Origin of the sequence: Idiomarina aquatica (assembly GCF_003987185.1) — a bacterium.
Taxonomy (GTDB): Bacteria; Pseudomonadota; Gammaproteobacteria; order Enterobacterales; family Alteromonadaceae; genus Idiomarina; species Idiomarina aquatica.
Map to the genome: position 1 here is coordinate 223,399 of NZ_PIPS01000001.1, position 25,628 is coordinate 249,026.

The following is a 25,628-nucleotide window of genomic DNA, read 5'->3' on the forward strand; positions in this document are numbered from 1 at the left end:
CAATCCGTTTATGCGTTGCCAATGGCCTTTACTTGCCTACTTTTAGAACCGCTAAGAAGGCTTCCTGAGGGACTTCCACATTGCCCAGGTTCTTCATTCGTTTTTTACCTTCTTTCTGTTTCTGCAACAGTTTTTTCTTACGGCTGACGTCACCGCCGTAACATTTCGCTGTCACGTTTTTACGTAACTGCTTCACCGTCGAGCGCGCAATGACGTGATTGCCAATGGTTGCCTGAATGGCGATATCAAACATTTGCCGTGGGATCAGCTCTTTCATTTTATCGACCAACATACGGCCACGACTTTCGGCGTGTTCGCGGTGGGTGATCATAGCCAACGCGTCGACCCGATCGCCGTTGATGAGAATATCAACCCGCACCATGTCCGCCGGCTGGAATTTCTTGAACTGATAATCCAGCGACGCATAGCCACGGCTGGTTGATTTCAAACGATCGAAAAAGTCCATCACCACTTCAGCCATCGGCAGTTCATAGGTAACCGACACCTGTTTTCCGTGATAGTTCATCGCCGTTTGCACACCGCGCTTGTCCACACATAAGGTGATGACGTTACCGAGAAACTCCTGTGGCACCAGGATGTTGGCCTCTACCACAGGCTCATAAATGGTTTCGATGTCATTAACCGGCGGCAAATTCACCGGGTTATCAACTTTAACCATTTCGCCTTTTTTGGTTTCTACTTCGTACACCACGGTTGGCGCAGTGGTGATCAAGTCGATGTCGTACTCACGTTCGAGGCGTTCCTGGATGATCTCCATGTGCAACATGCCAAGGAAACCACAACGGAAACCGAAGCCCAGTGCGGCGGAGTTCTCCGGTTCATAGAACAGCGACGCATCATTCAGCGACAATTTACCCAGCGCATCACGAAACGACTCATAGTCGTCCGCACTGATCGGGAACATCCCGGCATACACCTGTGGCTTCACTTTTTTGAAACCAGGTACCGGTGCCTTTGCCGGGTTTTTGGTATTGGTCAATGTATCGCCAACCGGCGCTCCGAGGATATCCTTGATGCCGGCAATCACGTAGCCGACTTCGCCGGTGTGCAGTACGCCGGTTTCATGCGGTTTGGGGTCGAAATAACCAACCTTATCAATCAGATGGGTTTGGCCGGTCGACATTACCGTCATTTTATCGCCGGCGCGCAAGGTACCGTTCTTAACCCGCACCAATGAGACGACGCCCTGGTAGTTATCGAACCAAGAGTCAATGATCAAGGCTTGCAGCGGAGATTCCACTTCACCCTGCGGTGGCGGAATCTGCCGCACGATGCGTTCGAGTACGTCTTCGATACCCAGCCCGGTTTTTGCCGAACACTGCACCGCATCAACGGCTTCGATACCGACGATGTCTTCAATTTCCTGTGCCACGCCCATTGCATCAGCTTGCGGCAAATCGATTTTGTTGAGCACTGGAACCACTTCCAGATCCATATCGATGGCGGTATAACAGTTGGCTAAGGTTTGGGCTTCAACCCCCTGCGCGGCATCAACCACCAGTAACGCCCCTTCACAACCGGCCAACGAACGTGAAACTTCATAGGAGAAGTCAACGTGCCCGGGCGTGTCGATAAAGTTTAACTGATAGGTTTCACCATCCTTTGCGGTGTAATACAGCGTAACGCTCTGTGCCTTAATGGTAATGCCACGTTCACGCTCAAGATCCATCGAGTCGAGCACCTGCTCAGCCATTTCACGGTCGGTTAAACCGCCGCAATGCTGAATAAGACGATCTGACAACGTCGATTTACCGTGATCGATGTGCGCGATGATGGAGAAATTTCGAATATTTTTCTGGTTAAACGCCCTTTCCGGCATTGATGACACCTCTAAAAACTAAAATTCTGTGCAAGCGTTGCTAAATAGCGTTGATCATACCGATGTTGCGGCAAAGCACAAATGCTTTTGTCCGCTTTCGTAGCGGATACTCAGCTTTTTACAGTATGACTGGCAGAGGCTTCGGCCTGGGTAACACGGATTAACTGCTGAACCTTCACATCACGTCGTTTAAACCACTGCTTTAACGCCAGAAAGCTGGCTGCGAATCCACTAAAGGCGAGTAAAATAACGGTCCATTCGGGAAGCGTACCCAGCGCACTGAGCAGCATGGCAAGTAACAGCAGCACCAGTATTGGCAGGCCGTACAATAATAACGCATAGCGGGTGAAATCGGCCTCGTGCATGGTAAGCTGAACCTGCTCGCCAACACGGACAGGAACATCACTTTCGACCGTAAACTGCGTGTTTCTGTCAGCGAAAATGTGGCTAAGAATGCCTGCGCCGCAGGTGCTTTTTTGCACGCAGCCCGAGCAGGCGGATTTTAATTCCGTCGACAGCGTAATGCGGTGGCCGTCGACGGCAACAACTTCTGCAATTTCTTTCATAGCGGCTATTGTACGCTAGATGCCACCTGTTTGGCGACATCCAACGGAATTTGTCCCACCACGGTTACGCGCAGATTGGCGACTAACTGGCTGTGCAGGGTGTGCGGTCCGGTCAGGCTCATACCATTGGTTGAGTCGGCGTTGGCTTCGGTCAAATACACCGAATATTCAGCCAAACCATCAGAGAACAGATAGTGGTCAACCGGAGTGCCTTCTAACACCAGTCGGTGATGCTGAGCTTTGAGCAAATGAAAACCCGACGGCGCCCAGCGCGGCTGCTGTGGCAGTTTTGGTTGCTGCTGAGGTTGCAATTCATCGAACATCGGCGGCCGCTCAACCCGACTTAATTCTTCGATGGTATCGCTTGATACAGAACGCAGTGACAAATTGGTCAGTTGCAGTTGCTCCATCACCTCGCCGTGCTGATTCACCATCAGCACTTTCAAGGGTAAACCGTGTTCGCGATCGACCCATAACGAAAAACCGTAGCGCTGATCGTCCCTGCTCACCAACCGAATATGCTGAGCTTTGCGATCCAAGACTCGGGCACCGCCGACGGCTACTGCACGATAATGGTCAGCAACCTCAGCAAAGGGCTGATTAAAGGCGGTGGGTAACATCGTCGAAATAGAATTGGAGCGGATTGAGTAGCTGGTCGAGGCCGGATGAAAATGTGATACGGTGTCATCAATACGCAGCGCACGGAAGCCAGGACCGTTCATTTGCATCAGCCATTCGTACTGACGCCCGTCACTATCAACACCATGAACCCACTGATAGGGTTCGATGCGATCGCCCTGCACATACACAAAAGACGCCTCGAAATTCAATTCGTTAAGCGCCTTCGCCATTAAATTAAACCAACGTTCGCCGTTATCCTCGGTTGCCGACTCCTGAACCGTAGCCGCATTCGCTACTGACGCACATACCAGTAACAAGGCACTGACAACCCATTTCATAGAACATCCTTACTGCGGTTGCGACGATGGTTTCTGCGCGGATTTATCAGCCGATTGCTCGGTTTCTGGTGTTGTGGTCGAACGTTCCGGCGCAGTTTGTAGCAATAAAATTTGTTGCTGATGATCAATCAGGTATGACTGTGCCTGACGGCGCATCTGCACGTCCTGTTGCTGCTGATTGGCAACCGGGCTAGCGGACATGGACGGCGAATAGCTTACCGGTTGACGCCCGCCAAGTGGGTTGGTCATTAACGCCGGTTCTTGTGCCGCCGGCACTGACTCAGGCTGTTGATAGGTCTGCACGGTCATGACCGCAACCGCTGCTACGCCGGCGGCAACCGCGACTTTAGCAAAGGGCTGGAACCATTTACTGGCCGCTTTACGCGCTGCCGGAGAACGACTGCTTGACGATATCGAAACCACTGAGTGCGCTTGTTCCTGCTCGATAGCGGCCCGTACCTTCTCACTGATGTCCACAGAGACAGAGGCCGACAAATCCTTTTTCAAACTACTACTGATAAGACTGTAACGATGCCACCGCTGTGCGGTTTCATCATCTTTTAACCACGCATCAATCGAACCACCATCGGCGTGTTCTTCATCAAAATACGCTGATGTTGCTTCATGCTTTGCTGCATGGAGTTCGTCTTTAGACAGTTTGTCCTGAGACATAGCTTACCCTCTGTAAAAGTGCCGTTAGCTGTGTACTGCGTTCATTAACGCTCTAACAACGGCCGTAACTGATTATCAATGGCTTCCCGAGCGCGGAAGATACGTGATCTTACGGTTCCTATGGGGCAATCCATTTCTATCGCAATTTCTTCGTAACCCAATCCGTCGATTTCCCGCAACGTGATCGCTCGACGCAAATCTTCCGGCAACTCTTCGATGGCTTTCAACACCACCGCCTGAATTTCATCCGTCAACAACTGTCGTTCCGGGGTTGCCGTATCTTTCAGTGCCGCTGCGCCTTCGTAATATTCCGCGTCTTCGGCATCGACGTCCGACGCCGGTGGTTTGCGCCCTTGCGAAACCAAATAATTTTTCGCGGTATTTACCGCAATTCGGTACAACCACGTATAAAACGCGCTGTCACCACGAAACTTGGGCAACGCCCGATAGGCTTTTATAAACGCTTCCTGAGCCACATCGGCGACATCCCCTGGCTGTTTAACGTAGCGAGAGATCAAACTCATCACTTTGTGCTGATACTTTTTTACCAGCAAGTCAAACGCGCGGTTATCTCCTTGTTGTACTCTTTCGACCAGTTGTTGGTCTGTAAGTTTCTCGCTCATCCGAGCCTGTTCTCCCTAGCCAAGGAACTGCTTGAACTGGTGGCCCGTCGTAGTTGTTACAAACTGTGACAGACCGCTTCGTAAAAAGTTCGCAAAAATTTCACTGAATGCGTAAAATCATCCAAAATTCTTTATGAGTACTTTATGGAACCTGCAGCAAATTATCAATCAGATGTCTTAGTCATTGGCTCTGGTGCCGCCGGTTTAACGACCGCTTTGCAACTCGCCGACCACGTGAGTGTTATCGTCGTCAGTAAAGGTCCGCTCACTGAAGGGTCTACCTATTACGCTCAAGGCGGTATTGCCGCCGTGTTCGACGAAAACGACAGCGTCGAGAGCCACATCGAAGATACCCTCAACGCCGGTGCCGGTTTATGCGACCATGCTGCGGTAGAGTTTACCACACGCAATGCGCGCGAGGCATTACAATGGCTTATCGATGCTGGTGTCGGTTTTGACCGGGTCAATTCTGACGACGATAAGCCCGAATATCATCTTAACCGCGAAGGCGGTCACAGCCACCGACGTATTCTGCATGCCGCCGATGCCACCGGCCGTGCTGTTCAGACAACCTTACAGGAAAAAGTTCTGCAACATCCGAATATTACGGTACTGGAAAGATTTAATGCCGTCGACCTGATTACGGGTCGACGTCTTAATAAAGATAAAGGCTGCTACGGCGCTTATCTCTGGAACCGGGCTAAAGAGCGGGTTGAAACGGCAGCCGCCCGCTACGTCGTGTTAGCAACGGGTGGCTCCAGCAAGGTGTACCAATACACCAGCAACCCCGATGTTGCCAGCGGTGATGGCATCGCCATGGCCTGGCGCGCCGGCTGCAGTGTCACCAACATGGAGTTTAATCAGTTCCATCCAACCTGCCTGTATCATCCCAACGCCAACAGTTTTCTGTTAACGGAAGCCTTGCGGGGTGAAGGCGCTGTTTTGCGCCGGCCGGACGGCAGTCGCTTTATGGACGACTTTCATGAGCTCGCCGAACTGGCGCCGCGCGACGTGGTCGCCCGAGCCATCGACTACGAAATGAAACGACTCGGTGCAGATTGCATGTACCTGGACATCTCGCACAAATCAGCCGAGTTTCTGCAACAGCATTTTCCGACCATCTACGAAAAATGTCTGTCACTTGGCATCGACATCAGTAAACAACCCATGCCGGTTGTCCCTGCGGCTCATTACACCTGTGGCGGTGTTACCACGAATCTTAATGCCGAGACCGATATTCCCGGATTGTACGCGGTGGGTGAAGTCGCTTATACCGGCTTGCATGGTGCCAACCGCATGGCCAGTAACTCGTTGCTCGAATGTCTGGTGTTTGCCCGCGCGGCGGCCAAGCATATCCTTGCGCAACCACCGACCGCCAAACCACTCAGTCATTTACCGGCATGGGACGAGAGTAAAGTCAGCAATTCCGATGAAGAGGTAGTGATTCAGCACAACTGGCATGAATTACGTTTGTTTATGTGGGATTACGTCGGTATTGTGCGCACCACGAAACGACTGGAACGTGCGTTACACCGGATCCAGTTGCTGCAACAGGAAATTCACGACTATTACGCCAACTTCCGCGTCAGCAATAATCTACTGGAATTACGTAATCTGGTGCAGGTTGCCGAGTTGATTGTACACAGTGCGATGGCACGTAAAGAAAGCCGCGGCCTGCATTACACGCTGGATTATCCGCAGCAGCTACCGGAAGCTAAGCCTACCCGCTTAACGCCCGCTTAAACCAGCCGCTGCGCAGCCAGCAACGACAGACACCGCAACTGCGCCAATTGCTCCCGGCGCAGTTGAAACCACCACAACCACAGCCAGTAACGCTGGCTGTCGCGCTGCAAGGGGACAATCAACAACCAGCGCCAGACCACCAGCGGTTGACCCGCTAAACCATACGACTGTTGTTGCAATAACCAGTGTTGTCCACTGTCATCAACCGACAGCAACCGCTGTGGACGGCACAGTCGAATCCGCAACACGCTTATACTTTTACTCGCGCCAGCATAAACTCGACCATTTTCTGCAGTTCCGCATCCGGACAGGTTTTTTGCCCCATAAACCAAGAAAACAAATCCGGATCGTCACAAGTGACTAAGCGGCGAAAAATCGCTTTATCTTCCTCACTCAGCTCGTCATACGCTTGATCCACAAAAGGTTCAAACAATACGTCAAGCTCAAGCATGCCGCGGCGGCACGCCCACTTTAACCGGCGTTTATCTTTTAACGCATCTTCTGATTGCTTTAATGGCAGCATGACAACTCCACATTTCGCCTTGAAAAATTTTTAGTTGCCCTAATATTAGCATGAAGTGCAAAAATAAGGAGTGCTTGTGATTGCGTTAGACACTGATTTTACCCAGCAAATACCCAGCGCGGTTTCGGTAAAACTCGATGACTATGGTATCATTCAAGTAGCTGGTGAAGATGCTAACCGTTTTTTGCAGGGTCAGTTAACCTGCGATATTGAACAGCTGTCAGACAAGCCGTTTTTGTACGGAGCGCATTGTGACCCAACCGGCAAAGCCTTCAGTGTGTTTTGGCTGGTGCCGTGGCAACAACGTCTGTTGCTGATTATGCACAAAAGCGCGATCACAGGTTCGATGGCGCAATTGCAGAAATATGGCGTGTTTAATAAAGTAGAGATTGCCGATGTGACCGAACAATGGCACATCAGTGGTCACTTTGGCGAACAACCGACATTGCCGCAACGCGATGACGACACGCTACTGTTACAGGTCGGCTCAGCACCTCAGCAATATTTGCTGTTAAGCCGGCAACCAATTTCTACGGATTATCCGCAGCCCTACTGGGATGCGTTGGAAATTGAACGGGTTCGTCCGCAATTAACCGCTGACAACAGTCAGCAGTTTGTGCCGCAGATGTTAAATATTCAGGCACTGGACGGGATCAGTTTTAACAAAGGATGTTATATCGGCCAGGAGACCATTGCCCGGATGAAGTATCTGGGCAAACAGAAGCGAGCTTTGTTTCGGCTCAGTGGTAACGCAAACGGCGTTTTGCCAGCCACCGAGTTAGAACGTAAAGTTGGCGATAACTGGCGTCGTGCAGGAACGGTCATTATGGCAGTGAACCGCTCCGAACACCTTACCGATGTATTGGCGGTACTGCCGAGCGATATTGAGCAGGACACGCCGATTCGGGTGAAAGGTGACGATGCAAGTCTCTTGGAAATACACTCACTGCCGTATCAATTAGGTTAATTATTTATGAGCGAAGCTATTGCCCCTAACAAAGTCGTGGCCATTCACTACACGGTTAAAACAGCGGAAGGTCAGACGTTAGATCAATCTAAGGAAGGCAATCCCCTGACATTTATCCACGGCCGTGGCATGTTGATCCCAGGCTTGGAAAATGCTTTAGAAGGCAAGAACGTCGGTGACCAGTTTACCGCTGAAATCAAGCCAGAAGAAGCCTACGGTGAGCGCCACGACGGTTTGATCCAAACGGTACCACGCAACCTGTTCGGCGACAACGACGTGCAACCGGGCATGCAGTTCCGTGCCAGCACCGATCAAGGCGACCAGTCAGTTGTTATCGTTGAAGTCAACGACGACGAAGTGACCGTTGACGGTAACCACCCGCTGGCGGGCATCGATCTGAACTTTGACGTAGAAGTTGTTGAAGTACGTGATGCGACCGAGCAAGAGTTAGAGCACGGTCACGTACACGCTGATGGCGAAGATCATTAATTGAGCGTCTGAACCCAATAAATGCCGCCCCCAGGGGCGGTATTTTTTTGCTAAACGACTTTGCAGCCTTCTTGTTCCAACAACGCCTTCTTGCGTTCAATACCTGCCGCAAAACCGCGTAATTCACCTTTGATACCAATCACCCGATGGCACGGAATCACAATAATTAACGGGTTGCGGGCAATCGCGTTAGCGACCGCGCGGACGCTTTTGGGCTTACCAATACGTTCGGCGATATCCTTATAGGATAAGGTTGTGCCCGGCCCCACCTGCTGCAGATGGTCCAATACCTGTGACTGAAACGCCGTCGCTTGCACTCGCAACGGCAAACTAAAACGCTGCCGCTGACCGGCGAAATATTGCGCCAGTTGCTCTTGTGTCTGCAGTAATACCGGATGATCCTTAGCCGGTTTTGACACCGTTAGATCCGGTAAATTCTTCTGATCGCGATAATATAGCCCGGTCAAGTGGCGTTCATCCGCTATCGCCACCATATGACCTAATGGTGTATCGAATTCAATGTGATGCATATTGACCTGTATCCTACTGAGTGAATGTTCAACTATACATAAATTTGAACGATTATCAGCTTTTTTGCCAATAATTTTTCGATTTTTTTTGTTCACGAGTCCTTTAGCAAGCTATTATCGATCTTTCTACCTCGACTTCGTTATACTGAACCAAACCATCGATTTGAGGGCAACGATGACTGATCGACTCATCAGAAACACCGGCCTAAGCGGCGCATTAGTGATTGGTTTAGGGTCAATTCTTGGTACCGGCGCGTATGTCAGTGTCGGCCTGAGTGCCAGCATTGCTGGAAGCTGGCTCGTTTGGGCGATTGTCATCGCCGCCGTTACCGCACTCTGTAACGGCCTTTCATCGGCCCAACTGGCTGCGGCTCATCCGGTCAGTGGCGGAACCTACGAGTACGGCTACCAGTTTTTAAATCCACTCAGCGGGATTGTCGCCGGCTGGCTATTTATTGTCGCCAAAAGTGCCTCGGCGGCAACGGCGGCGCTTGCGGTAGCCTGGTCAATCAGCGTATTACTGACTATCTCCGCGACATCGGTAACCGTTATCGCCATCGGGCTACTGTTCCTGTTCACCCTTTTTGTGCTGTCCGGTGTGCGCCGCACCAATTGGCTAAATGCCCTGTTGGTGGCCGTTAGCCTCATTGGACTGGGCGTTTTTGTCGCGGCGGCATTTGCCCAGCCAAGCGCTTTGCCGGAGACGCCGCCAACGCCTTCATCGCTATCGCTGTTTCACGCGGCGGCGCTGATGTTCGTCGCCTTTACCGGTTATGGCCGCATCGCGACGATGGGCGAAGAAATCAGTGAACCACGTCGTAATATCCCCAAAGCGGTGGTATTGACACTGGCCGTTGTCAGCGCTATCTACATCGCCGTCGGTCTGGCGATTCTGCATGTAGGCGGGATTTCGTCGTTTGATGAAAGCCGCTTTACCATTGCCAGTCTGCTGGCCAATCCCGATTGGCGACTGCTGGTGGTGATCGGTGGCGTTGTCGCGATGAGTGGTGTGGTGCTGAATCTGGTGCTGGGGGTATCGCGGGTAGTCCTGGCGATGGGCCGACGCGGTGATTTGCCGCGCTCTGTCGCCAAACTCAGCAGCAACGGCCATGCCGCTCCGGCCGCAACCTGGGTGACCTTTGCCATCATGGCATTGATTGCGCTGTTTGGCGGCGTCCAGTCGGCGTGGACCTTAAGTGCCTTTACGGTATTGGTGTATTACGGGATTACCAATATTGCCGCGTTGCGGGTATCCGCAGAACAACGATTCATCCCCAAGTGGGTTTCTGTGCTCGGCTTAATCAGTTGTTTCGGGTTAGTGATACTTGCGGCGCTTGCGTAACACCCGTTAGCCATAGCCAGCAGCGTTTGTGACCGCGGTTAACACGTGTGAAAGGCTCGCGCCAACGGCGCGAGCCACGGTTTGCTAATCGGCCTTCGGGCGCATGTGCGGGAACAGAAGTACGTCACGAATCGATGGCGAATCGGTCAGTAGCATCACCAATCGGTCGATACCGATACCTTCACCGGCGGTTGGCGGCATGCCGTGCTCCAGTGCGGTCACGTAGTCTTCGTCGTAGAACATGGCTTCATCATCACCGGCTTCTTTCGCTTCCACTTGTTCACGGAAACGCTGCGCCTGGTCTTCAGCATCGTTAAGCTCTGAGAACCCATTGGCCAGCTCACGGCCACCGGCGAAGAACTCAAACCGATCCGTCACAAACGGGTCGTCGTCGTTACGGCGCGCCAGCGGCGACACTTCAGCCGGGTAAGCGGTGATAAAGGTCGGCTGGATCAGCTTGTGTTCGGCCACCTCTTCGAAAATTTCGATCTGGATCTTACCCAAACCCCAGCCTGGCTGTACCTCGATACCAACTTCCTCGGCAACCTGCACTGCCGATTCACGGCTTTGCAACTGCTCCAGGGTCAGCTCCGGCATATACTTGAGAATGGCTTCCAGTACCGTCATCCGTTCGAACGGCTGGCCAAAGTCATACTCAACACCCTGACTGGTGAAAGTGGTCGAGCCCAGCACTGACTCGGCTACGCCGCGTAACATTTGCTCCGTCAGATCCATCAGGTCGTGGTAATCGGCATAACCCCAGTAGAATTCCAGCATGGTGAATTCTGGATTATGGCGAGTCGACAACCCTTCGTTACGGAAGTTGCGGTTAATTTCGAACACTTTTTCAAAACCGCCGACAACCAAACGCTTCAGATACAATTCCGGTGCGATACGCAGGAACAGTTCCATATCCAGCGCGTTGTGATGGGTGCTGAACGGACGCGCCGAAGCGCCACCGGGAATGGTTTGCATCATCGGTGTTTCAACTTCTAAAAACGCCCGCTCGGTTAAAAAGCGACGGATGTATTCGATCACTTTCGAGCGAACCAGGAACGTCTTACGAGACTCGTCGTTGGTGATTAAATCCAGATAACGCTGACGGTAACGCGTTTCCTGATCGGCCAAGCCATGGAATTTATCCGGCAATGGACGCAGCGCTTTGGTCAATAGACGAACGTCGTCAACCTGTACACTCAGCTCACCGGTGTTGGTTTTAAACAAGACGCCGCTGGCACCGACGATGTCGCCCAGATCCCATTTTTTAAATTCGCTGTTATAAAAACCTTCGGGCAGGTTGTCACGAGCCACATACAGCTGAATACGGCCACTCATGTCCTGAATCGTGGCAAAGCTGGCTTTACCCATAATACGGCGGGTCATCATACGACCGGCAACTTTTACCCGAATACCCTGCGCTTCGAGTTCTTCTTTCGTCGCCTCACCATATTCCTGCTGTAAATCGCTGGCCAGAGAGTCGCGACGGAAATCATTAGGAAACGCAATGCCCTTATCACGAAGCGCCGCCAGTTTAGCTTTTCGCTGTGCTATTTGCTCATTCACGTCGACGTCGGGTGATTGCGATTTATCTGTCATACTGTCTTTCCTCTGTTCAGTCGCTTATAAGCCGCTTTTTAAACTGGCTTCGATAAATGGATCAAGGGCGCCATCCAGCACCGCTTGGGTATTACGGTTTTCTACGCCGGTCCGCAAATCTTTAATACGTGCATCATCCAGCACGTAGGAACGAATCTGACTGCCCCAGCCAATGTCTGACTTGGTGTCTTCCAGCGCTTGTTTGTCTTCGTTTTGCTTCTGCAGCTCCATTTCATACAATTTGGCTTTTAGCTGCTTCATCGCCGAGTCACGGTTTTTATGTTGCGAACGGTCACTTTGACACTGCACCACGATACCCGAAGGTTCGTGCGTTATCCGTACCGCTGAATCCGTTCGGTTAACGTGCTGACCACCGGCACCGGAGGCGCGATAGGTATCGACCCGCAAATCCGCCGGATTAATTTCGATTTCAATGTCGTCGTCCACTTCCGGATAGACGAAAACCGATGCAAATGACGTATGCCGACGATTACCGGAGTCAAACGGTGATTTCCGTACCAGTCGGTGAACACCGGTTTCGGTGCGTAACCAACCATAAGCGTACTCACCGGCAACACGGATGGTTGCGGATTTTATGCCAGCCACTTCGCCTTCGGACAATTCGGTGATTTCAGTGCTAAAACCATGGGCTTCGGCCCAACGCAGATACATCCGCAATAGCATATTGGCCCAGTCCTGAGCTTCGGTGCCACCGGAGCCCGACTGAATATCGACATAACAGTCTGAATCGTCGTTATCGCGTGAGAACATACGCCGAAATTCAAGCTTTTCCAATTGCTCCAGCAATTGCGCCAACTCGCTCTCAGCTTCCGTAAAGGTCTGCTCGTCGTCAGCTTCTACCGCCAGCTCCACCAAACCTTCGACGTCATCAAGCCCCTGTCCCAAATTATCCAGGGTTTCAATCACCTGCTCCAGCGCTGCGCGTTCTTTGCCCAGTGCCTGTGCCTTCGGTGGATCGTCCCATACCGATGGCTGTTCCAGCTCGCGGGTAACCTCTTCTAGGCGTTCTTTCTTGGTATCGTAGTCAAAGATACCCCCTAAGCGCTTCACTGCGCTCGCGCATATCTTTTATCTGATTATAGGTCGCGTTGGTTTCGAACATGATCACTCAGTTTCATTCTGCTAAATTTTGAAAGCGCACAGTTTACCGTAATTGACGGATTTGCTCCACCAGCAACTGCACACTGGTGCGTCCGCGGAAGTGATTTAATTGTGGCTTGTATAAGATTTCAACCCGCGCAACTGAATTGTCCGGCCAGATTTGTGCATCAACGTTAAAAGCGATCGCGTCATAAATGCCGCCGGCGGCGGAACGTAACACCAATTTCAGGTGCTGCGAACCGACGATACGTTGTTGTAACACCTCAAATTGGCCATCAAAACTCGGTTCAGCAAAGCCCTGCCCCCAGGGACCCGCCTGTTGCAACTGGGCGACCATGTCCAGACTCAGTTGGTCATCACTGAGTTCGCCGTCAGACCAGTACACCGCCGCTTTCTGCTCAGCCGTCAGCCACTGCCCGGCAATGCGCTGCGCAGCCCGACTGAATTCGGCCAGGTTTGCCCGCGGTAAGGTCAGCCCTGCGGCCATCGCATGGCCTCCAAACCGATGCATCAGGCCCGGCTGTTGGGTCTCGATACGTTCCAGTAAATCACGGATATGCAGGCCGTTAACTGACCGTGCCGAGCCTTTTAGCGTGTCATCATCGTCATTCGCAAACACGATCACGGGCCGGTTAACCGCATCTTTAACCCGTCCCGCCACGATGCCGATAACACCGGCGTGCCAGTCGGGCTCATACAGCGTCAACAAATCCAGGACCTCGCCCTGATTATCCAGTTGCAACTGCGCGACCACCCGCTCGGCATGCTCGCGCATGTCGGCTTCGATACTGCGTCGTTCGCGGTTCAACTGATCCAGTTGTTGAGCCAGTTCATAAGCTCGCTCCGTATCGGCCAACAGACACTCGATGCCGAGGCTGATGTCGTCGAGTCGACCAGCGGCATTAATTCGTGGTGCCAGCGCAAAGCCTAAGTCTGTTGCCTGCAGTCGCGAACGGTCACGTCCGGCAACCTCAAGCAATGCCGCAATACCGGGGCGGCAATGACCATGTCGAATTCGCGCCAGCCCCTGTTGCACCAGAATACGGTTGTTGTAGTCCAGCGGAACCACATCGGCAACGGTTCCAAGTGCCACCAAATCCAGCCAGTTGGCGAGACTGGGTAACGGCGCTATGCCTTGCTCACGCAACTGCGCTCGAAGTCCCAGCAACAAATAAAAGGCCACGCCGACACCAGCCAGGTGTTTACTCGGAAACGAGCAGCCGGGCTGGTTGGGATTGATAATGGCATCCGCCACTGGCAGCTCATCAGCCGCCAGATGGTGATCGGTAACAATCACATCCAGCCCTAATGCTTTTGCCCGGGCGACCGCGTCATTAGCGGCAATGCCGTTATCAACGGTGATGATCAGCTCAGTGCCGCGTGCGGCCAGTTGCTCAACCATGCTCACTGACAAGCCGTAACCTTCGGTCATGCGATTGGGAACGCGATAGTCTACTCGTTCAAACTGCAGTTCGTTCAGCGCCGTCACTAACAGCGCGGTACTGGTTGCGCCGTCAGCATCAAAATCGCCACAAATGGTAATGTGTCGCTGTTGCGAGCGACTTAACAGCGCAACGGCCTGGTCGATTCCTTTTAAACTGCGAAAATGCGTTAATCCCTGCGCCGATAATTGCAGTTCATCGGCCGAGCTGACGCCACGCCGCGCATAAATTTGCCGCAGCAAGGGTGGCAGCGAGGCCGGTAAATGAGAGTCGTCAACGTGATCGTAGCGGCGTATGCTAAAGTCTGTCATACGCGCTTATTGCATTGCCTCGAGCAGTGCATCGGCGGTTCGCAGACCGGGCAACATACGACCGTCCGGCAGGACGATAGCCGGGGTTCCGGTTACGCCAAAGGCCTGCCCCATGCGGTAATGTTTTTCGACTGGATTATCACAGGCCGGACTGTCAACCGCATCGCCGTTTTTATAGGCCGTGAGTGCTTTTTTCGGGTCGTCTGCACACCATACCGACTGCAGCTGTTGACCACCTTTGCTGTTAAGACCACCACGCGGGAAGGCCAGATAGCGCACGGTAATCCCTTTGTCCAGATACTGACCAAGGTTTTCATGTAAACGCTGACAATAGCCACAGGTGGTATCGGTAAACACGGTGATCTGATATTTTTCTTTCGACGATGGATAAACCACCATTTCGTCTTCAATTTTTTGCAGTTCCTGCTGACGCAGACTTGCCATAGCCTGTTCAGTAAGGTTGGTCGGTTGTTCGTTGGTCAGATCAAACAGGTTGCCGGCGATCAGCCGTGTGCCGTCCTCTGAAACATAGAAAATCCCCTGATTTGAGGTGATCTGATAAAGTCCCGCTATCGACGTTTTGGACACTTCACCAACCTGGATACCTAACGCTTCAAGGCGACTGGTATCCGGTTGCTGTGCAACACTTGCCGCACTTACTGACAGTGATGCCAGTAATAACAGGGAATGAACTAAACTGCGTTTCATATAAACCTCTTGTTAGCCGCGCGGGTGGTGCTGAGCATGCAGAGACTGCAGCCGCTCTCGCGCAACTTGTGTGTAAATTTGTGTCGTAGACAGGTCACTGTGACCCAACAACATTTGTAATACTCGTAAATCCGCACCATGGTTTAACAGGTGCGTAGCAAATGCATGCCGCAGTGTATGGGGCGACAGATGCGCGCGAATACCCGCTTGCGCCGCATAATGTTTGATGCGGTACCAGAATGCCTGGCGCGTTAATAAGGTACCGCGTTGGGTAATAAAAATCCACGGGCTGTTTTTGTCCGAAAGCGCCGGACGGCCATGGCGCAAATACTGCTGCAGCCAATCGAGCGCTTCCTCACCGAGGGGTACCAGGCGTTCCTTGTCACCTTTACCGATAATACGCACTAAGCCCTGTTGTAATGACACCTGTTCCAATTGCAGTCGGATCAGCTCACTGACCCGCAAGCCACTGGCGTAAAGCACTTCCAGCATCGTGCGATCGCGCAACCCCAGTTCGGTGTCGGTCGCCGGCGCATGCAACAACGCGTCGACATCTGCTTCACTGAGGGAATGGGGGATTGATTGTGGGAGTTTCGGTCGTTTTAAGCGAGCGCTGGGGTCGGTATTCAGCCACCCCTGCTTTACCGCAAACTGAGCAAACTTTTTCATCGCACTTAAAAATCGTGAGGTGCTGCGCGGTGAGAGCCCCTGACTGCGGCGCCAAAGCAAATAATCCTGCAGAATGGTCGACGTGGTATCTAACAAGCCAAGTTTTTGCGTCATCAGGTAATCGCAATAACGGCGTAGGTCAGAACGGTAGGCGGCTTGAGTGTTATTGCTGACACCATGGTGCAACCATAAATACTCAACAAAGGCATCAATACGTTCATCGTCTTGCGGGTGAACTTGGGTCATGGCAGCCGTTACCACACATCAGGATAGCTTAGTACATGGTGCTAGCTTACATGAGCTGTTGCTTTGGTTCTATCCCCAACTGCTGTAACACGTCGTATAACTGCGCGGGGTCGCGACGACGTTTCGGGAGTTTTTCCGGTGCCGCCGCACGCTTGCGGCGCTGCAGCGTTTGCCAATCCAGATTAGCGATTAACTCCAGCGGTAGTCGCTGTGGATCGCTGTTTGGGATAAGCGGTTGCGGGTGCACTGCGTCCTGTAATTTAAAATCACTCAATTGCGAAGCGCTCTGGTAGACGCCGCTGGCGATAACCCGCGCGTCGTTATAGCCTAATGGCCGTGGCCGCGCCGCACCAATGGTACGTTGCCAGTCGACGCTTGCCGGGGCGTCATCGGCAAGCGGTTGTTCGCCCAGCGCTGCCAGCCACAGGGCAAACTCGGCCCCATGCCCCTGCCCAATCGCATTGGCGGCCTGTCGATCAAAATATTCCTGTGCTCCGGATACCGTTCCGGGGGTCAGCTCTGCCATACATCCTGCCGATAACGTTGACGCTTGATGTCGTTATCGGCGGCTGGCAAAAATCTTTAATTTTTATGCTTTTTCCTTTACAGCGTGATTAAGCCTGTTATTATACGCGCCTCGTTTGGAGGGGTTCCCGAGTGGCCAAAGGGATCAGACTGTAAATCTGACGGCTCAGCCTTCGCAGGTTCGAATCCTGCCCCCTCCACCACGATTTCCCGCTTAATCAAGTTCCGCTAGTTTCAGCACCACCTTACCTTGCGTTCGATTTTCCTGCAGGTAATTTAAGGCCTCGTTGACCTTTTCTGCCGGAACAACGCGATCGATCATCGGCCGCACCCTTGCCGCAGTGAACGCTTCACCAAAGTGTTGCCAAAGTCCGCTTAAAATAGCGCCTTTACGTTCGCTGGATAAACTTCGCAGCGTGGAGCCCATAAGCCGTTGCCGCTTCATCAGCAGACGACCGAAGTCCACCTGACCATTACGGCCGCCCATCAGCCCGATGAGAACCAGTCGACCGTCCTGTTTCAGTACTTGCTGATCACGCTCCACCGAGTCCCCGCCGACCGGATTAAGAATAACATCAACGCCGCCGACCTCTTTTAGCACCTCGACATAATCCTGACGGTGCCGATTTATCGCTTCAGTTGCGCCCAGTTCGCGGCAAAATGCACATTTTTCATCACTACCGGCGGTGACATAAATGGGCGTCCCCTGCTCTTTGCATAATTGCAGTAACGCACTACCGACCCCACTGGCACCGGCATGGGCAAAAACCCGGTCGCCGGGCTTTAAATCGGCCAGCATAAACACATTCAAATAAGCGGTCGCAAAAGTTTCTAACCATCCCGCGCCGCGTTCCAGGGTCCAACTGGACGGTAATGGCAGTACCTGCGCCGCATTCACCGTAACCGATTCGGCATAGCCGCCAGCGGCTAACAGCGCACACACTTTGTCGCCAACGGCGAGATGGGTTACCTTGTCACCAATCGCAGTGACTACCCCGCTGCACTCCAGCCCCGGGATTGCCGACGCCCCCGGCGGCGGTGGATAGGCACCGGCAACTTGCATGACGTCGGCGCGATTTACACCGGCATACGCTATCCGAATGGTCACCTCATCAGCGGCTGGCGTTGTTTGGTTGAGATCATGATCGGGCTGCCAAACCACCCGCCCTTCTTCAATACGCGCTGCTAACATAAAATTTCCTTCGAGTTTTTAAACAAAAAGTCGATAACATCAGTAGTAAAGACGCATAATAATCTTTAACCTAACACGTTGTCGTGACAAAAAACCAAAGGATGGCAAAACACACAATGAGTGAGTTTGTCGAACTCGCCGACAAACGCGTACTGATCATCGAAGATCAAAAAGCGTTTCAGGTGATGCTAAAAGGATTACTGCTCAATCTTGGTGCCAAAGAGGTTGAGGCGAAGCGAACCGGTGAAGCCGGTATTGCTGCGTATGTGCGCAAACCCTTTGACGTAATGCTGGTCGATTACAACCTTGGCCGCGGTAAAAATGGCCGGCAGGTGCTGGAAGAGTTGAAACACCGTGGCGTCCTCAAAGAGGATACCATTTTCTTTATCATCACCGGCGACAATACCCGGCCGATGGTGTTGAGCGCGCTTGAACTACAGCCCGATGACTATCTCACCAAACCCTTTTCACATCGCGTTCTGCGCTCACGAATTGCCCGCGCTTACAAACGCCGGATGTGGCTTAAAGATGTGTTCAAGTCGTTATACAACGGCGATTACACAGCTTGTATTGACGCCTGCCAGCGTCATATCGATTCACAAAGCCGTTACGCCACCTATTGCCAAAAGTTGCAGATTGAACTGTTTAATAAAACGCAGCAACTTGAGCAAGCTGAAGCCGCCATAAAGCGTGTACTTGAAGACGGTGTGCAACCCTGGATTCAGTTAAAACTTGCCGAAACTCGATTGTTGCAACAACGTCCCAAAGATGCTCTGGAGATTGCTGAAGCGGTACTCAAAAAGATGCCAAACGCGATTGAGGCACAGGACATCAAAACGCGCTGCTATTTGCTGCTGGATAATCCTGAAGAGGCGCTGGAAAGCGCGCGGCAGAGCATCAACATGGCCCCGTTTTCCATCTCCAGGCAAACCCAGTTAGCCCATATAGCCCGTGACAATGGCGACTATGAGATTGCCAAACAAGCGATGAACAATGTGCTGCAAATCGCCCGTACCTCAGTGTTTCGTAATGTCCAGCACCTGTGCAATTACTTAAGGGCAATTTTGGACGCTGCCGAACACGCCGATACGCGTCAGAAGGTCGCCAAGTACCAGACGGAAGCGACCATGGAACTGCAACGCTCCCGCTACGACGAGAACATTGTTTATTCCGAGTTGCCGTTTGAAACGCTGGAGTCGATTCTGGTCTCACGTATCGATGCGTTTAATGGACGGCTGCGCGAAGCACAACAATTGCTCAATAAGGCGGTTGGTGATGAACTGTCGCAGAAAAAACCGGTGCCAACCGAGTTACTTGCCGACGTCATCATTGTGTTGCTGGATCTGGGCGAGTTTGAAAAAGCCAATGAGCTGGCAATTGCGGCCGATGACGGACACAACATCGATAGTTACACTAAAAAGTTATTGACTGAACGTCGTGAACTGGCACGCAAGACCGAAAATGCGTTCCGTGACGTGCACCAAAAAGGTATTCGTCTGTACGAGCAGCACAATTATAAAGAGGCCTTAAGTGTGTTCCGGGAGGCGTTGCAACTGGCTCCGCTGAACAGCGGCGCGGCACTCAACTACATACAAACGGCGGTCAGCTACTGTCAGAATACCGGTAAGGTAGAACTGGAGTATCTGCGCAAAGAATGCGCCAATTGCTTCAAAACGCTGCAGGGGTTGCCACTGTCCGACACCCACAAGCAGCGTTACGAATATTTATTAGAACAAACCGCGACGCTGGGATTACGTTAACTTTTGATTAGCGGCCAGCGTGCCATTCTGATAGTCGCGTATCGCCTGTTCGATTTCCACTGAGTTGTTCATGACAAAGGGACCGTACTGCGCAATCGGCTCATTGATCGGTTGTGCCGCCAACAGCAATAGCCCACTGTCGGCACTGCCCTCGATAATAAGCTCCGCATCGGTATCGAGGCGGACCAGTTCACCTCGAGCAACAGCTTCGCCATTGACGCTGACATTGCCTTTGTACACGTAACCCAGCCGTTGACGTTGCCCTTGGGCCGCCACCGTCAAGGTTTCAGCGGCATTAAACACCAGATCCAACATCAAAAAGTCACGACCCGGCGCATCAACCGGCCCCGTTTTGCCGCCATGTTCTCCCGCAACAACCCGAATAACCGCGTTGCCGCGATCGATTTCCGGGATCACATCGGCGGGATAATCATACCAGGCTGGCTCGGACATTTTTTCCGCCGCCGGAAGGTTTACCCATAATTGAAAACCCCACATCAAGCCTGCTTCTTGCTTAGGCATCTCCGCATGAATGATGCCCCGCGCCGCTTTCATCCATTGCACGCCACCGGCTTCGACTACGCCGGTATTGCCGACCGAATCCTTGTGCTCCATCTGCCCCGCCAGCATGTAGGTCAGGGTACAAAAACCACGATGCGGATGCGGTGGAAAACCGGCAATATAATCGTCGGGGTTATCGGAACGGAATTCATCCAGCATCAGAAACGGATCCTGATGCTTTAAACCCGGCTGATTAATGATTCGTGTGAGCTTAACACCGGCACCGTCTTGCGCCGGCATACCACGAAAACGCCCTAAAATGACACTCGACATAGGTTTCTCACTCCAGCGGCTGGTTGAAATCAATGTCCGGACCTGCCGGCACAATTTGCGTTGGGTTAATGGTTTTGTGACTGCCGTAATAATGCTGTTTGATATGATCCATCACCACGGTTTCGGCAACACCCGGGTGTTGATATAAGCCTCGCACATAACGCCACATATTCGGGTAATCAACAATGCGCTGGCGGTTGGTCTTAAAGTGACCAAAATAAACCGCGTCAAAGCGCACCAGAGTGGTGAATAATCGCCAGTCTGCCTCGGTCAATTGCGCGCCTGCCAAATAGGGCTGTTTGGCCAAAATCGCTTCGACCCTGTCCAGCGCCGCAAATAAATCGGTGAAAGCCTCTTCGTAGGCTTGCTGACGAGTCGCAAAACCGCACTTGTAGACACCGTTATTAATGTCGTTGTAGACCCATTCATTGACCTCGTCAATCTCCTCACGCAACGATGGCGGATAATAGTCATCGTGGTTACCGGTGAGCTCATTGAACGCCAAGTTGAAAATTCGAATGATATCCGCAGACTCATTATTAACGATGGTTTGCTCCTGTTTATCCCATAACACAGGCACGGTAACGCGACCAGAATAATTCGGATCTGCTTTTAAATAGAGCTGGTACAGGTAATCGTTGTTGTACAGCGGGTCGTGCAATGGTGTATCTGCAAATTCCCAGCCATTTTCTAACATCAGCGGATGCACGACGGAAACGTCGATGTGTTGCTCGAGCCCTTTCAGACGTCGGAAAATCAGCGCCCGATGCGCCCAGGGACACGCATAAGAAACGTACAGATGATAGCGGCCGGATTCAGGTTTAAACCGCCCTGTCGGAGATATGTCATTGCGAAACTGTGACTCACTGCGGACAAAGCGGCCACCGTGCTTTTCGGTGTCGTACCATTTATCGTGCCACTGACCGTCAACTAATAATCCCATAAGACCTCCTTGATTGAGTTAACCTAAGGATAGCCTCTATTTTTTAGAATTATTAGCCCATAATTTCTGGTTAATCTTTCTATTTATTAGAACTTATTAGATTCAGTACAACTTCCGCAGCCCGTTCACTGGCGTTAACCTTCAATTGCTTGTGTAAGTTTTCGAAACGCTGTAGCAGCGCATCATTGTCACTGTCAATGAGTGTGCTCATGGCATCAACCAACGCGTCACAGGACGCTTCGTGCTGCGCCAACTCAGGCACAATACGTTCATCGGCCAGCAGGTTCGGCAGCGAAAAAAACGGCGCATGAAACAGCCATTTTATCAGTCGGTAGGTGAGTGCATTAAATTTGTAGGCAACCACCATCGGTCGCTTGATCAGCATGGCTTCTAACGCGACCGTACCCGACGTCAGCAACAAGTAGTCCGCCGCAGCCATGGTGGCACGACTGTTACCAACCGTAATGTCGATAGCCAATTGTGGCGCGTGTTGCTGCCATAATGCCTTAAATTGTTCTGCCCGCGTTGCACTGATCATCGGCGCCACAAATTTTAATGACGGATATCGTTGCTGTAACTGCAGAGCTGCTTGCAAAAACAGCGGCGCCATGCGCTTTACTTCACCGCCCCGACTGCCCGGCATCAACGCCAAATACTGGCCATCCTGCGCCAAATTAAGCTCGCTACGCGCTTGCGACCGCGGCCATTGCATGGGAATGTCATCCGCCAGCGGATGGCCGACAAAGGTCGCCGGCAGTTGATGTTTGTCGTAAAACTGCTGTTCAAATGGCAACAGGCAAAGCATATGGTCTACGGCTTTCTTAATACCCTTGATACGACCTTCCCGCCACGCCCAGACCGACGGGCTGACGTAATGTACGGTACGGATGCCGCGATCACGTAAACGTCGTTCGACGGTCAAATTGAAGTCAGGGGCATCGATGCCAATCATGACCTGTGGCTGACGCTCGAGCAGATACTGCACCAGCTTACGACGGTGTCGCAGCAACTTTGGCAGATCTTTCAGCACTTCGGCAATGCCCATCACCGCCAGATCTTCCATCGGGAAAAAAGACTGCAACCCTTCTGCCGCCATAAGCGGGCCGCCGACGCCAATGAATTCAATCGGCTGGCGCGAGCGCTGTTTGAGTGCGCGCATTAAACCAGCGCCAAGTAAATCGCCGGAATGTTCTCCGGCGACAATCGCAATAACACGGGGGGACATTGTGGTCATTAGTTACTAGGGACGAATAATGCCGCGTTGACTGTTCTCAACGAACGCACAGAAGTCGTCAAGCTGCGGTTCGTTCAGCTCTTTAATCGCTTGTAACGCCTCTTCGGTTGTCATACCGGAGCGATACAGCAACTTATAAGCACGGCGAATATTGGTGATTTGTTCAGCGCTGAAATTGCGCCGCTTTAAGCCTTCACTGTTGATGGTACGAGGACGGGCATTGTGTCCCTGCGCCATCACAAACGGCGGTAAGTCCTGCACTAAGATTGAATTCACCGCGCAAAAGCTGTGCGAGCCGATATGGCAGAACTGGTGCACACCCGTCATACCACCAAGAATAACGAAATCGCCCACGTGAACGTGGCCGGCCAGGGTTACCTGATTGGCCAGTATGTTGTTATCACCGACCATGCAGTCATGAGCAACATGCACGTAGGCCATCAGCAAATTATGACTGCCGATTTGGGTTAAGCTGTTGTCTTGCACGGTGCCACGGTGGATAGTTACTGACTCACGAATAACATTATGATCACCGATAACCAACCGCGTCGGCTCGCCCGCATACTTCTTGTCCTGGCAATCTTCACCGACCGACGCAAATTGATAAATGGTATTGTTGCGGCCGATTTCTGTCGGACCTTTAATAACAACGTGCGAGCGAATATCACAGTTATCGCCAATCACAACATCGGGACCGATAACGGTCCAGGGGCCGATACTGACGTTTTCACCAATTTTAGCACTGGCGTCGATTATCGCCGTTTCGTGGATCACTAGACTTCCCTTCTTGCACAGATTATCTCAGCACTGGCTGCCAATTCGCCATCCACCTCAGCCTTACCACTGAATTTCCAGATGCCACGACGTTCTTTTTCGAAGGTCACGTGAAAATGGATGGTATCTCCGGGTACCACCTGGCGTTTAAAACGCGCGTTGTCGATACCGGCAAACAGGTACAAATCGTTTGCTTCAGATTTCTGCTGGGTAATTTTAAAACCTAACAGACCGGCAGCCTGCGCCAGACCTTCCAACAACAATACCCCAGGGAAAATCGGCTTACCCGGGAAGTGCCCGTTGAACATGGGTTCATTAAAGCTGACGTTTTTGATGGCGTGGATCGAGCGCTCGCAATCGCACTCAATCACGCGATCGATCAATAAAAATGGATAACGGTGTGGCAATAAGTCGAGCACACCTTGAATATCAAATCCAGACTCCGTGGCTTTCACAGTAGCTCCCAATTATTCGTTGTTATCTTGCAGTTGTTGCTCAACTGACTTTACGCGCTTAAACAGGTCATCAAGCTGACGGAATCTCGCTCCGTTACGACGCCATTCGCGATGGCTTGACGCAGGAATGCCAGACGCATAAACGCCCGGTTCGGTGATTTCTTTGATCACCATGGCAAAGCCCATGATCTGCACATCGTCACAAATACTGATATGACCGTTGATCGCCGAAGCACCACCAATCATGCAACGCTTACCAATACGGCAACTGCCTGCTAATACGGTACACCCGGCTATCGCCGTGTCTTCATCAATAAACACGTTATGGGCAATCTGGCACTGGTTATCGATGATACAACCATCACTGATGATGGTGTCATCTAGCGCGCCCCGGTCAACCGTTGTCGACGCACCGATTTCAACACGGTTACCAATTACGACACGGCCAATTTGCGGGATTTTTAACCATTTACCATTTTCCGGCGCCCAGCCAAAGCCGTCTGCGCCAATAACCGCTCCTGAGTGAATGATGCAGTCAGCACCAATCTGACAGTTATGGTAAAGGTGTACCCCGGACCAAATTTTACTGTTGTTACCGATGCTGACACCGGGCCCAACGTGCGTGTGCGCACCAATACTGACGTTATCACCGATCGTTGCGCCGGCCTCGATAACGACGTATTCTCCGAGCGAAACGTTACTCCCCAGAGTTACCCCTTCGGCCACCCGCGCGGTATCCGCAATGCCGGTCGCCGGCAATGGTGTGGTATCTAAAAGTTGTGCCACTTTGGCAAACGCCGCATAGGGATTAGCAATGACAATAGCATTTTGCACATCGCTGTTTTCAGCATCTTTCGGTGACAGTAATACCGCGCCCGCTGCCGATTCCGCTAATTGACTTTTGTAGCGACTGTTTGCCAAAAAGGCCACTTGTTGAGCATTCGCTGACTGCAGGGTACCAACCCCTGTAATGACAAGGTTCGCGTCACCGCGAACCTCACCACCAACATGCTCGGCAAGTTGTTGCAGAGTATACTCAGTCATTCATTAATTACCTGAAGACATCTCAGTAACCACTTCGTCAGACAAATCGTTGTCTGCTTTCATGAACGCGACTGCACTGCTTTCCAGCACAAGGTCATAACCTTGCTCAGCGGCTACGGCGTTGATGGCCTGCTGTACTTTACCGAGCAGCTCGTTACGTTCTTCCTGCTGGCGACGGCGAGTGTCTTCCTGCAGCGCTTTGCTCTTCAGCTGTGCCTCAGAAATCAACTGCTCCAGTTCACGGTTCAGTTGCGTCTTCTCGTCATTTGACATGATCGACGCATCACGCTCTTGCTTTTGACGCAGTTCCTGGATTTTAGTCTCCAGTTGACGCATCTCTTCAAAGCGATCCTGGAACTCGGCCTGCAGATCTTGTGAGATTTGTTCACGCTGCGGTAATTGTTGGAAAATCGACATCATATCGACCACACCAATCTTCTGCTGCGCTTCGGCTGCACCGGCAAACAGAGCGGTAGAGAGTGCTACAGCGGCTGCCGTTGTTTTAATTAAAGTTTTCAA

Annotated in this window: 27 protein-coding genes and 1 tRNA gene; 6 read left to right on the forward strand and 22 right to left on the reverse strand. The window is 52.0% G+C overall.

The genetic code is table 11. The features are described 5' to 3' along the window. Positions 1-28: 28 nt before the first annotated feature. From lepA to rpoE, 5 genes are all read right to left on the reverse strand, one after another. Positions 29-1,840 carry a translation elongation factor 4 gene (lepA, locus tag CWE23_RS01140; RefSeq protein WP_105306186.1) on the reverse strand — a complete coding sequence of 604 codons (1,812 nt, stop codon included), beginning with the start codon at positions 1,838-1,840 and terminating at the stop codon, positions 29-31. 110 nt (positions 1,841-1,950) lie between these two features. Further along, on the reverse strand, positions 1,951-2,406 hold the full coding sequence (locus tag CWE23_RS01145; RefSeq protein WP_126819169.1) for a SoxR reducing system RseC family protein: 456 nt from the start codon (positions 2,404-2,406) through the stop codon (positions 1,951-1,953). Positions 2,407-2,411: 5 nt separating this feature from the next. After that, entirely contained in the window at positions 2,412-3,365 is a 954-nt protein-coding gene (locus tag CWE23_RS01150; protein WP_126819170.1) for a MucB/RseB C-terminal domain-containing protein, read from the reverse strand. A gap of 9 nt (positions 3,366-3,374) precedes the next feature. Beyond that, positions 3,375-4,037 (reverse strand): sigma-E factor negative regulatory protein, encoded by a 663-nt coding sequence (locus tag CWE23_RS01155; protein ID WP_126819171.1) that lies wholly within the window; start codon positions 4,035-4,037, stop codon positions 3,375-3,377. A gap of 44 nt (positions 4,038-4,081) precedes the next feature. Continuing rightward, entirely contained in the window at positions 4,082-4,660 is a 579-nt protein-coding gene (gene rpoE / locus CWE23_RS01160) for an RNA polymerase sigma factor RpoE (RefSeq protein ID WP_105306182.1), read from the reverse strand. 144 nt (positions 4,661-4,804) lie between these two features. On the opposite strand from rpoE, the gene nadB reads away from it, so the two are divergent. Further along, positions 4,805-6,403 carry an L-aspartate oxidase gene (gene nadB, locus CWE23_RS01165; RefSeq protein ID WP_105306181.1) on the forward strand — a complete coding sequence of 533 codons (1,599 nt, stop codon included), beginning with the start codon at positions 4,805-4,807 and terminating at the stop codon, positions 6,401-6,403. On the opposite strand, the gene CWE23_RS01170 is transcribed toward nadB, so the two are convergent. Both CWE23_RS01170 and CWE23_RS01175 read right to left on the reverse strand, forming a co-directional pair. Further along, positions 6,400-6,651: a hypothetical protein gene (locus CWE23_RS01170; protein WP_126819172.1), complete on the reverse strand. Its 252-nt coding sequence runs from the start codon at positions 6,649-6,651 to the stop codon at positions 6,400-6,402. The genes nadB and CWE23_RS01170 overlap by 4 nt on opposite strands. Before the next feature lie 2 nt (positions 6,652-6,653). Then, positions 6,654-6,926: an FAD assembly factor SdhE gene (locus CWE23_RS01175; RefSeq protein ID WP_105306179.1), complete on the reverse strand. Its 273-nt coding sequence runs from the start codon at positions 6,924-6,926 to the stop codon at positions 6,654-6,656. Positions 6,927-7,002: 76 nt separating this feature from the next. Between CWE23_RS01175 and ygfZ the strand changes: the two genes are divergently transcribed. Both ygfZ and CWE23_RS01185 read left to right on the forward strand, forming a co-directional pair. Next, a complete protein-coding gene (gene ygfZ / locus CWE23_RS01180; RefSeq protein ID WP_126819173.1) occupies positions 7,003-7,893 on the forward strand; it encodes a CAF17-like 4Fe-4S cluster assembly/insertion protein YgfZ in 891 nt (296 codons plus the stop codon). A gap of 6 nt (positions 7,894-7,899) precedes the next feature. Further along, on the forward strand, positions 7,900-8,382 hold the full coding sequence (locus tag CWE23_RS01185) for an FKBP-type peptidyl-prolyl cis-trans isomerase (protein ID WP_105306177.1): 483 nt from the start codon (positions 7,900-7,902) through the stop codon (positions 8,380-8,382). A 50-nt stretch (positions 8,383-8,432) separates the two neighbouring features. Here the strand turns inward: CWE23_RS01185 and CWE23_RS01190 are convergent, their stop codons facing one another. Beyond that, entirely contained in the window at positions 8,433-8,912 is a 480-nt protein-coding gene (locus tag CWE23_RS01190) for a methylated-DNA--[protein]-cysteine S-methyltransferase (protein ID WP_105306176.1), read from the reverse strand. A 175-nt stretch (positions 8,913-9,087) separates the two neighbouring features. On the opposite strand from CWE23_RS01190, the gene CWE23_RS01195 reads away from it, so the two are divergent. After that, positions 9,088-10,254, forward strand: a complete 1,167-nt coding sequence (locus tag CWE23_RS01195; RefSeq protein ID WP_126819174.1) for an APC family permease — start codon at positions 9,088-9,090, stop codon at positions 10,252-10,254. Positions 10,255-10,338: 84 nt separating this feature from the next. Here the strand turns inward: CWE23_RS01195 and lysS are convergent, their stop codons facing one another. The 6 genes from lysS to CWE23_RS01225 form a co-directional block, all read right to left on the reverse strand. Further along, positions 10,339-11,850 carry a lysine--tRNA ligase gene (gene lysS, locus CWE23_RS01200; protein ID WP_105306174.1) on the reverse strand — a complete coding sequence of 504 codons (1,512 nt, stop codon included), beginning with the start codon at positions 11,848-11,850 and terminating at the stop codon, positions 10,339-10,341. 24 nt (positions 11,851-11,874) lie between these two features. Further along, a protein-coding gene (gene prfB / locus CWE23_RS01205; RefSeq protein WP_105306173.1) for a peptide chain release factor 2 occupies positions 11,875-12,973 on the reverse strand; the annotation gives its coding sequence in 2 pieces (ribosomal slippage) (positions 11,875-12,897 and positions 12,899-12,973; 1,098 coding nt in all). 42 nt (positions 12,974-13,015) lie between these two features. Then, a complete protein-coding gene (recJ, locus tag CWE23_RS01210; RefSeq protein WP_126819175.1) occupies positions 13,016-14,725 on the reverse strand; it encodes a single-stranded-DNA-specific exonuclease RecJ in 1,710 nt (569 codons plus the stop codon). A gap of 6 nt (positions 14,726-14,731) precedes the next feature. Then, positions 14,732-15,433, reverse strand: a complete 702-nt coding sequence (gene dsbC / locus CWE23_RS01215; protein WP_105306171.1) for a bifunctional protein-disulfide isomerase/oxidoreductase DsbC — start codon at positions 15,431-15,433, stop codon at positions 14,732-14,734. Positions 15,434-15,445: 12 nt separating this feature from the next. Further along, positions 15,446-16,348, reverse strand: coding sequence for a site-specific tyrosine recombinase XerD (xerD, locus tag CWE23_RS01220; protein WP_105306170.1), 903 nt, complete (start codon positions 16,346-16,348; stop codon positions 15,446-15,448). A 46-nt stretch (positions 16,349-16,394) separates the two neighbouring features. Next, positions 16,395-16,874, reverse strand: a complete 480-nt coding sequence (locus CWE23_RS01225) for a VC2046/SO_2500 family protein (RefSeq protein WP_126819176.1) — start codon at positions 16,872-16,874, stop codon at positions 16,395-16,397. Positions 16,875-16,991: 117 nt separating this feature from the next. Between CWE23_RS01225 and CWE23_RS01230 the strand changes: the two genes are divergently transcribed. Then, a tRNA-Tyr gene (locus CWE23_RS01230) sits at positions 16,992-17,076 on the forward strand. Positions 17,077-17,087: 11 nt separating this feature from the next. Here the strand turns inward: CWE23_RS01230 and CWE23_RS01235 are convergent. Continuing rightward, the gene (locus tag CWE23_RS01235; protein ID WP_126819177.1) at positions 17,088-18,065 is read right to left on the reverse strand and encodes an NAD(P)H-quinone oxidoreductase; all 978 of its coding nucleotides are present in this window, start codon (positions 18,063-18,065) and stop codon (positions 17,088-17,090) included. 116 nt (positions 18,066-18,181) lie between these two features. Between CWE23_RS01235 and CWE23_RS01240 the strand changes: the two genes are divergently transcribed. Further along, complete coding sequence (locus CWE23_RS01240) at positions 18,182-19,825, forward strand: tetratricopeptide repeat-containing response regulator (protein ID WP_126819178.1); 1,644 nt, start codon at positions 18,182-18,184, stop codon at positions 19,823-19,825. Here the strand turns inward: CWE23_RS01240 and CWE23_RS01245 are convergent. From CWE23_RS01245 to CWE23_RS01275, 7 genes are all read right to left on the reverse strand, one after another. Continuing rightward, a complete protein-coding gene (locus CWE23_RS01245; RefSeq protein WP_198678791.1) occupies positions 19,817-20,659 on the reverse strand; it encodes a pirin family protein in 843 nt (280 codons plus the stop codon). The two genes, CWE23_RS01240 and CWE23_RS01245, sit on opposite strands and share 9 nt — an antisense overlap. Positions 20,660-20,666: 7 nt before the next feature. Further along, positions 20,667-21,602, reverse strand: coding sequence for a glutathione S-transferase family protein (locus tag CWE23_RS01250; RefSeq protein WP_126819179.1), 936 nt, complete (start codon positions 21,600-21,602; stop codon positions 20,667-20,669). A 79-nt stretch (positions 21,603-21,681) separates the two neighbouring features. Continuing rightward, complete coding sequence (gene lpxB / locus CWE23_RS01255) at positions 21,682-22,836, reverse strand: lipid-A-disaccharide synthase (protein ID WP_105306164.1); 1,155 nt, start codon at positions 22,834-22,836, stop codon at positions 21,682-21,684. Positions 22,837-22,842: 6 nt separating this feature from the next. Beyond that, positions 22,843-23,610 carry an acyl-ACP--UDP-N-acetylglucosamine O-acyltransferase gene (lpxA, locus tag CWE23_RS01260; protein WP_126819180.1) on the reverse strand — a complete coding sequence of 256 codons (768 nt, stop codon included), beginning with the start codon at positions 23,608-23,610 and terminating at the stop codon, positions 22,843-22,845. Beyond that, positions 23,610-24,065 (reverse strand): 3-hydroxyacyl-ACP dehydratase FabZ, encoded by a 456-nt coding sequence (gene fabZ, locus CWE23_RS01265; RefSeq protein WP_105306162.1) that lies wholly within the window; start codon positions 24,063-24,065, stop codon positions 23,610-23,612. The genes lpxA and fabZ overlap by 1 nt, the downstream gene beginning before the upstream one ends. A 12-nt stretch (positions 24,066-24,077) precedes the next feature. After that, a complete protein-coding gene (gene lpxD / locus CWE23_RS01270; RefSeq protein WP_105306161.1) occupies positions 24,078-25,109 on the reverse strand; it encodes a UDP-3-O-(3-hydroxymyristoyl)glucosamine N-acyltransferase in 1,032 nt (343 codons plus the stop codon). A gap of 3 nt (positions 25,110-25,112) precedes the next feature. After that, on the reverse strand, positions 25,113-25,628 hold the full coding sequence (locus CWE23_RS01275; protein ID WP_105306160.1) for an OmpH/Skp family outer membrane protein: 516 nt from the start codon (positions 25,626-25,628) through the stop codon (positions 25,113-25,115).

Excerpts from the sequence above, each read along its gene's own strand:
- lepA (WP_105306186.1), bottom strand. The coding sequence starts at position 1,840 with ATGCCGGAAAGGGCGTTTAACCAGAAAAATATTCGAAATTTCTCCATC.
- CWE23_RS01145 (WP_126819169.1), bottom strand. The coding sequence starts at position 2,406 with ATGAAAGAAATTGCAGAAGTTGTTGCCGTCGACGGCCACCGCATTACG.
- CWE23_RS01150 (WP_126819170.1), bottom strand. The coding sequence starts at position 3,365 with ATGAAATGGGTTGTCAGTGCCTTGTTACTGGTATGTGCGTCAGTAGCG.
- CWE23_RS01155 (WP_126819171.1), bottom strand. The coding sequence starts at position 4,037 with ATGTCTCAGGACAAACTGTCTAAAGACGAACTCCATGCAGCAAAGCAT.
- rpoE (WP_105306182.1), bottom strand. The coding sequence starts at position 4,660 with ATGAGCGAGAAACTTACAGACCAACAACTGGTCGAAAGAGTACAACAA.
- nadB (WP_105306181.1), top strand. The coding sequence starts at position 4,805 with ATGGAACCTGCAGCAAATTATCAATCAGATGTCTTAGTCATTGGCTCT.
- CWE23_RS01175 (WP_105306179.1), bottom strand. The coding sequence starts at position 6,926 with ATGCTGCCATTAAAGCAATCAGAAGATGCGTTAAAAGATAAACGCCGG.
- CWE23_RS01185 (WP_105306177.1), top strand. The coding sequence starts at position 7,900 with ATGAGCGAAGCTATTGCCCCTAACAAAGTCGTGGCCATTCACTACACG.
- CWE23_RS01190 (WP_105306176.1), bottom strand. The coding sequence starts at position 8,912 with ATGCATCACATTGAATTCGATACACCATTAGGTCATATGGTGGCGATA.
- CWE23_RS01195 (WP_126819174.1), top strand. The coding sequence starts at position 9,088 with ATGACTGATCGACTCATCAGAAACACCGGCCTAAGCGGCGCATTAGTG.
- lysS (WP_105306174.1), bottom strand. The coding sequence starts at position 11,850 with ATGACAGATAAATCGCAATCACCCGACGTCGACGTGAATGAGCAAATA.
- recJ (WP_126819175.1), bottom strand. The coding sequence starts at position 14,725 with ATGACAGACTTTAGCATACGCCGCTACGATCACGTTGACGACTCTCAT.
- dsbC (WP_105306171.1), bottom strand. The coding sequence starts at position 15,433 with ATGAAACGCAGTTTAGTTCATTCCCTGTTATTACTGGCATCACTGTCA.
- xerD (WP_105306170.1), bottom strand. The coding sequence starts at position 16,348 with ATGACCCAAGTTCACCCGCAAGACGATGAACGTATTGATGCCTTTGTT.
- CWE23_RS01225 (WP_126819176.1), bottom strand. The coding sequence starts at position 16,874 with ATGGCAGAGCTGACCCCCGGAACGGTATCCGGAGCACAGGAATATTTT.
- CWE23_RS01235 (WP_126819177.1), bottom strand. The coding sequence starts at position 18,065 with ATGTTAGCAGCGCGTATTGAAGAAGGGCGGGTGGTTTGGCAGCCCGAT.
- CWE23_RS01240 (WP_126819178.1), top strand. The coding sequence starts at position 18,182 with ATGAGTGAGTTTGTCGAACTCGCCGACAAACGCGTACTGATCATCGAA.
- CWE23_RS01245 (WP_198678791.1), bottom strand. The coding sequence starts at position 20,659 with ATGTCGAGTGTCATTTTAGGGCGTTTTCGTGGTATGCCGGCGCAAGAC.
- CWE23_RS01250 (WP_126819179.1), bottom strand. The coding sequence starts at position 21,602 with ATGGGATTATTAGTTGACGGTCAGTGGCACGATAAATGGTACGACACC.
- lpxB (WP_105306164.1), bottom strand. The coding sequence starts at position 22,836 with ATGACCACAATGTCCCCCCGTGTTATTGCGATTGTCGCCGGAGAACAT.
- lpxD (WP_105306161.1), bottom strand. The coding sequence starts at position 25,109 with ATGACTGAGTATACTCTGCAACAACTTGCCGAGCATGTTGGTGGTGAG.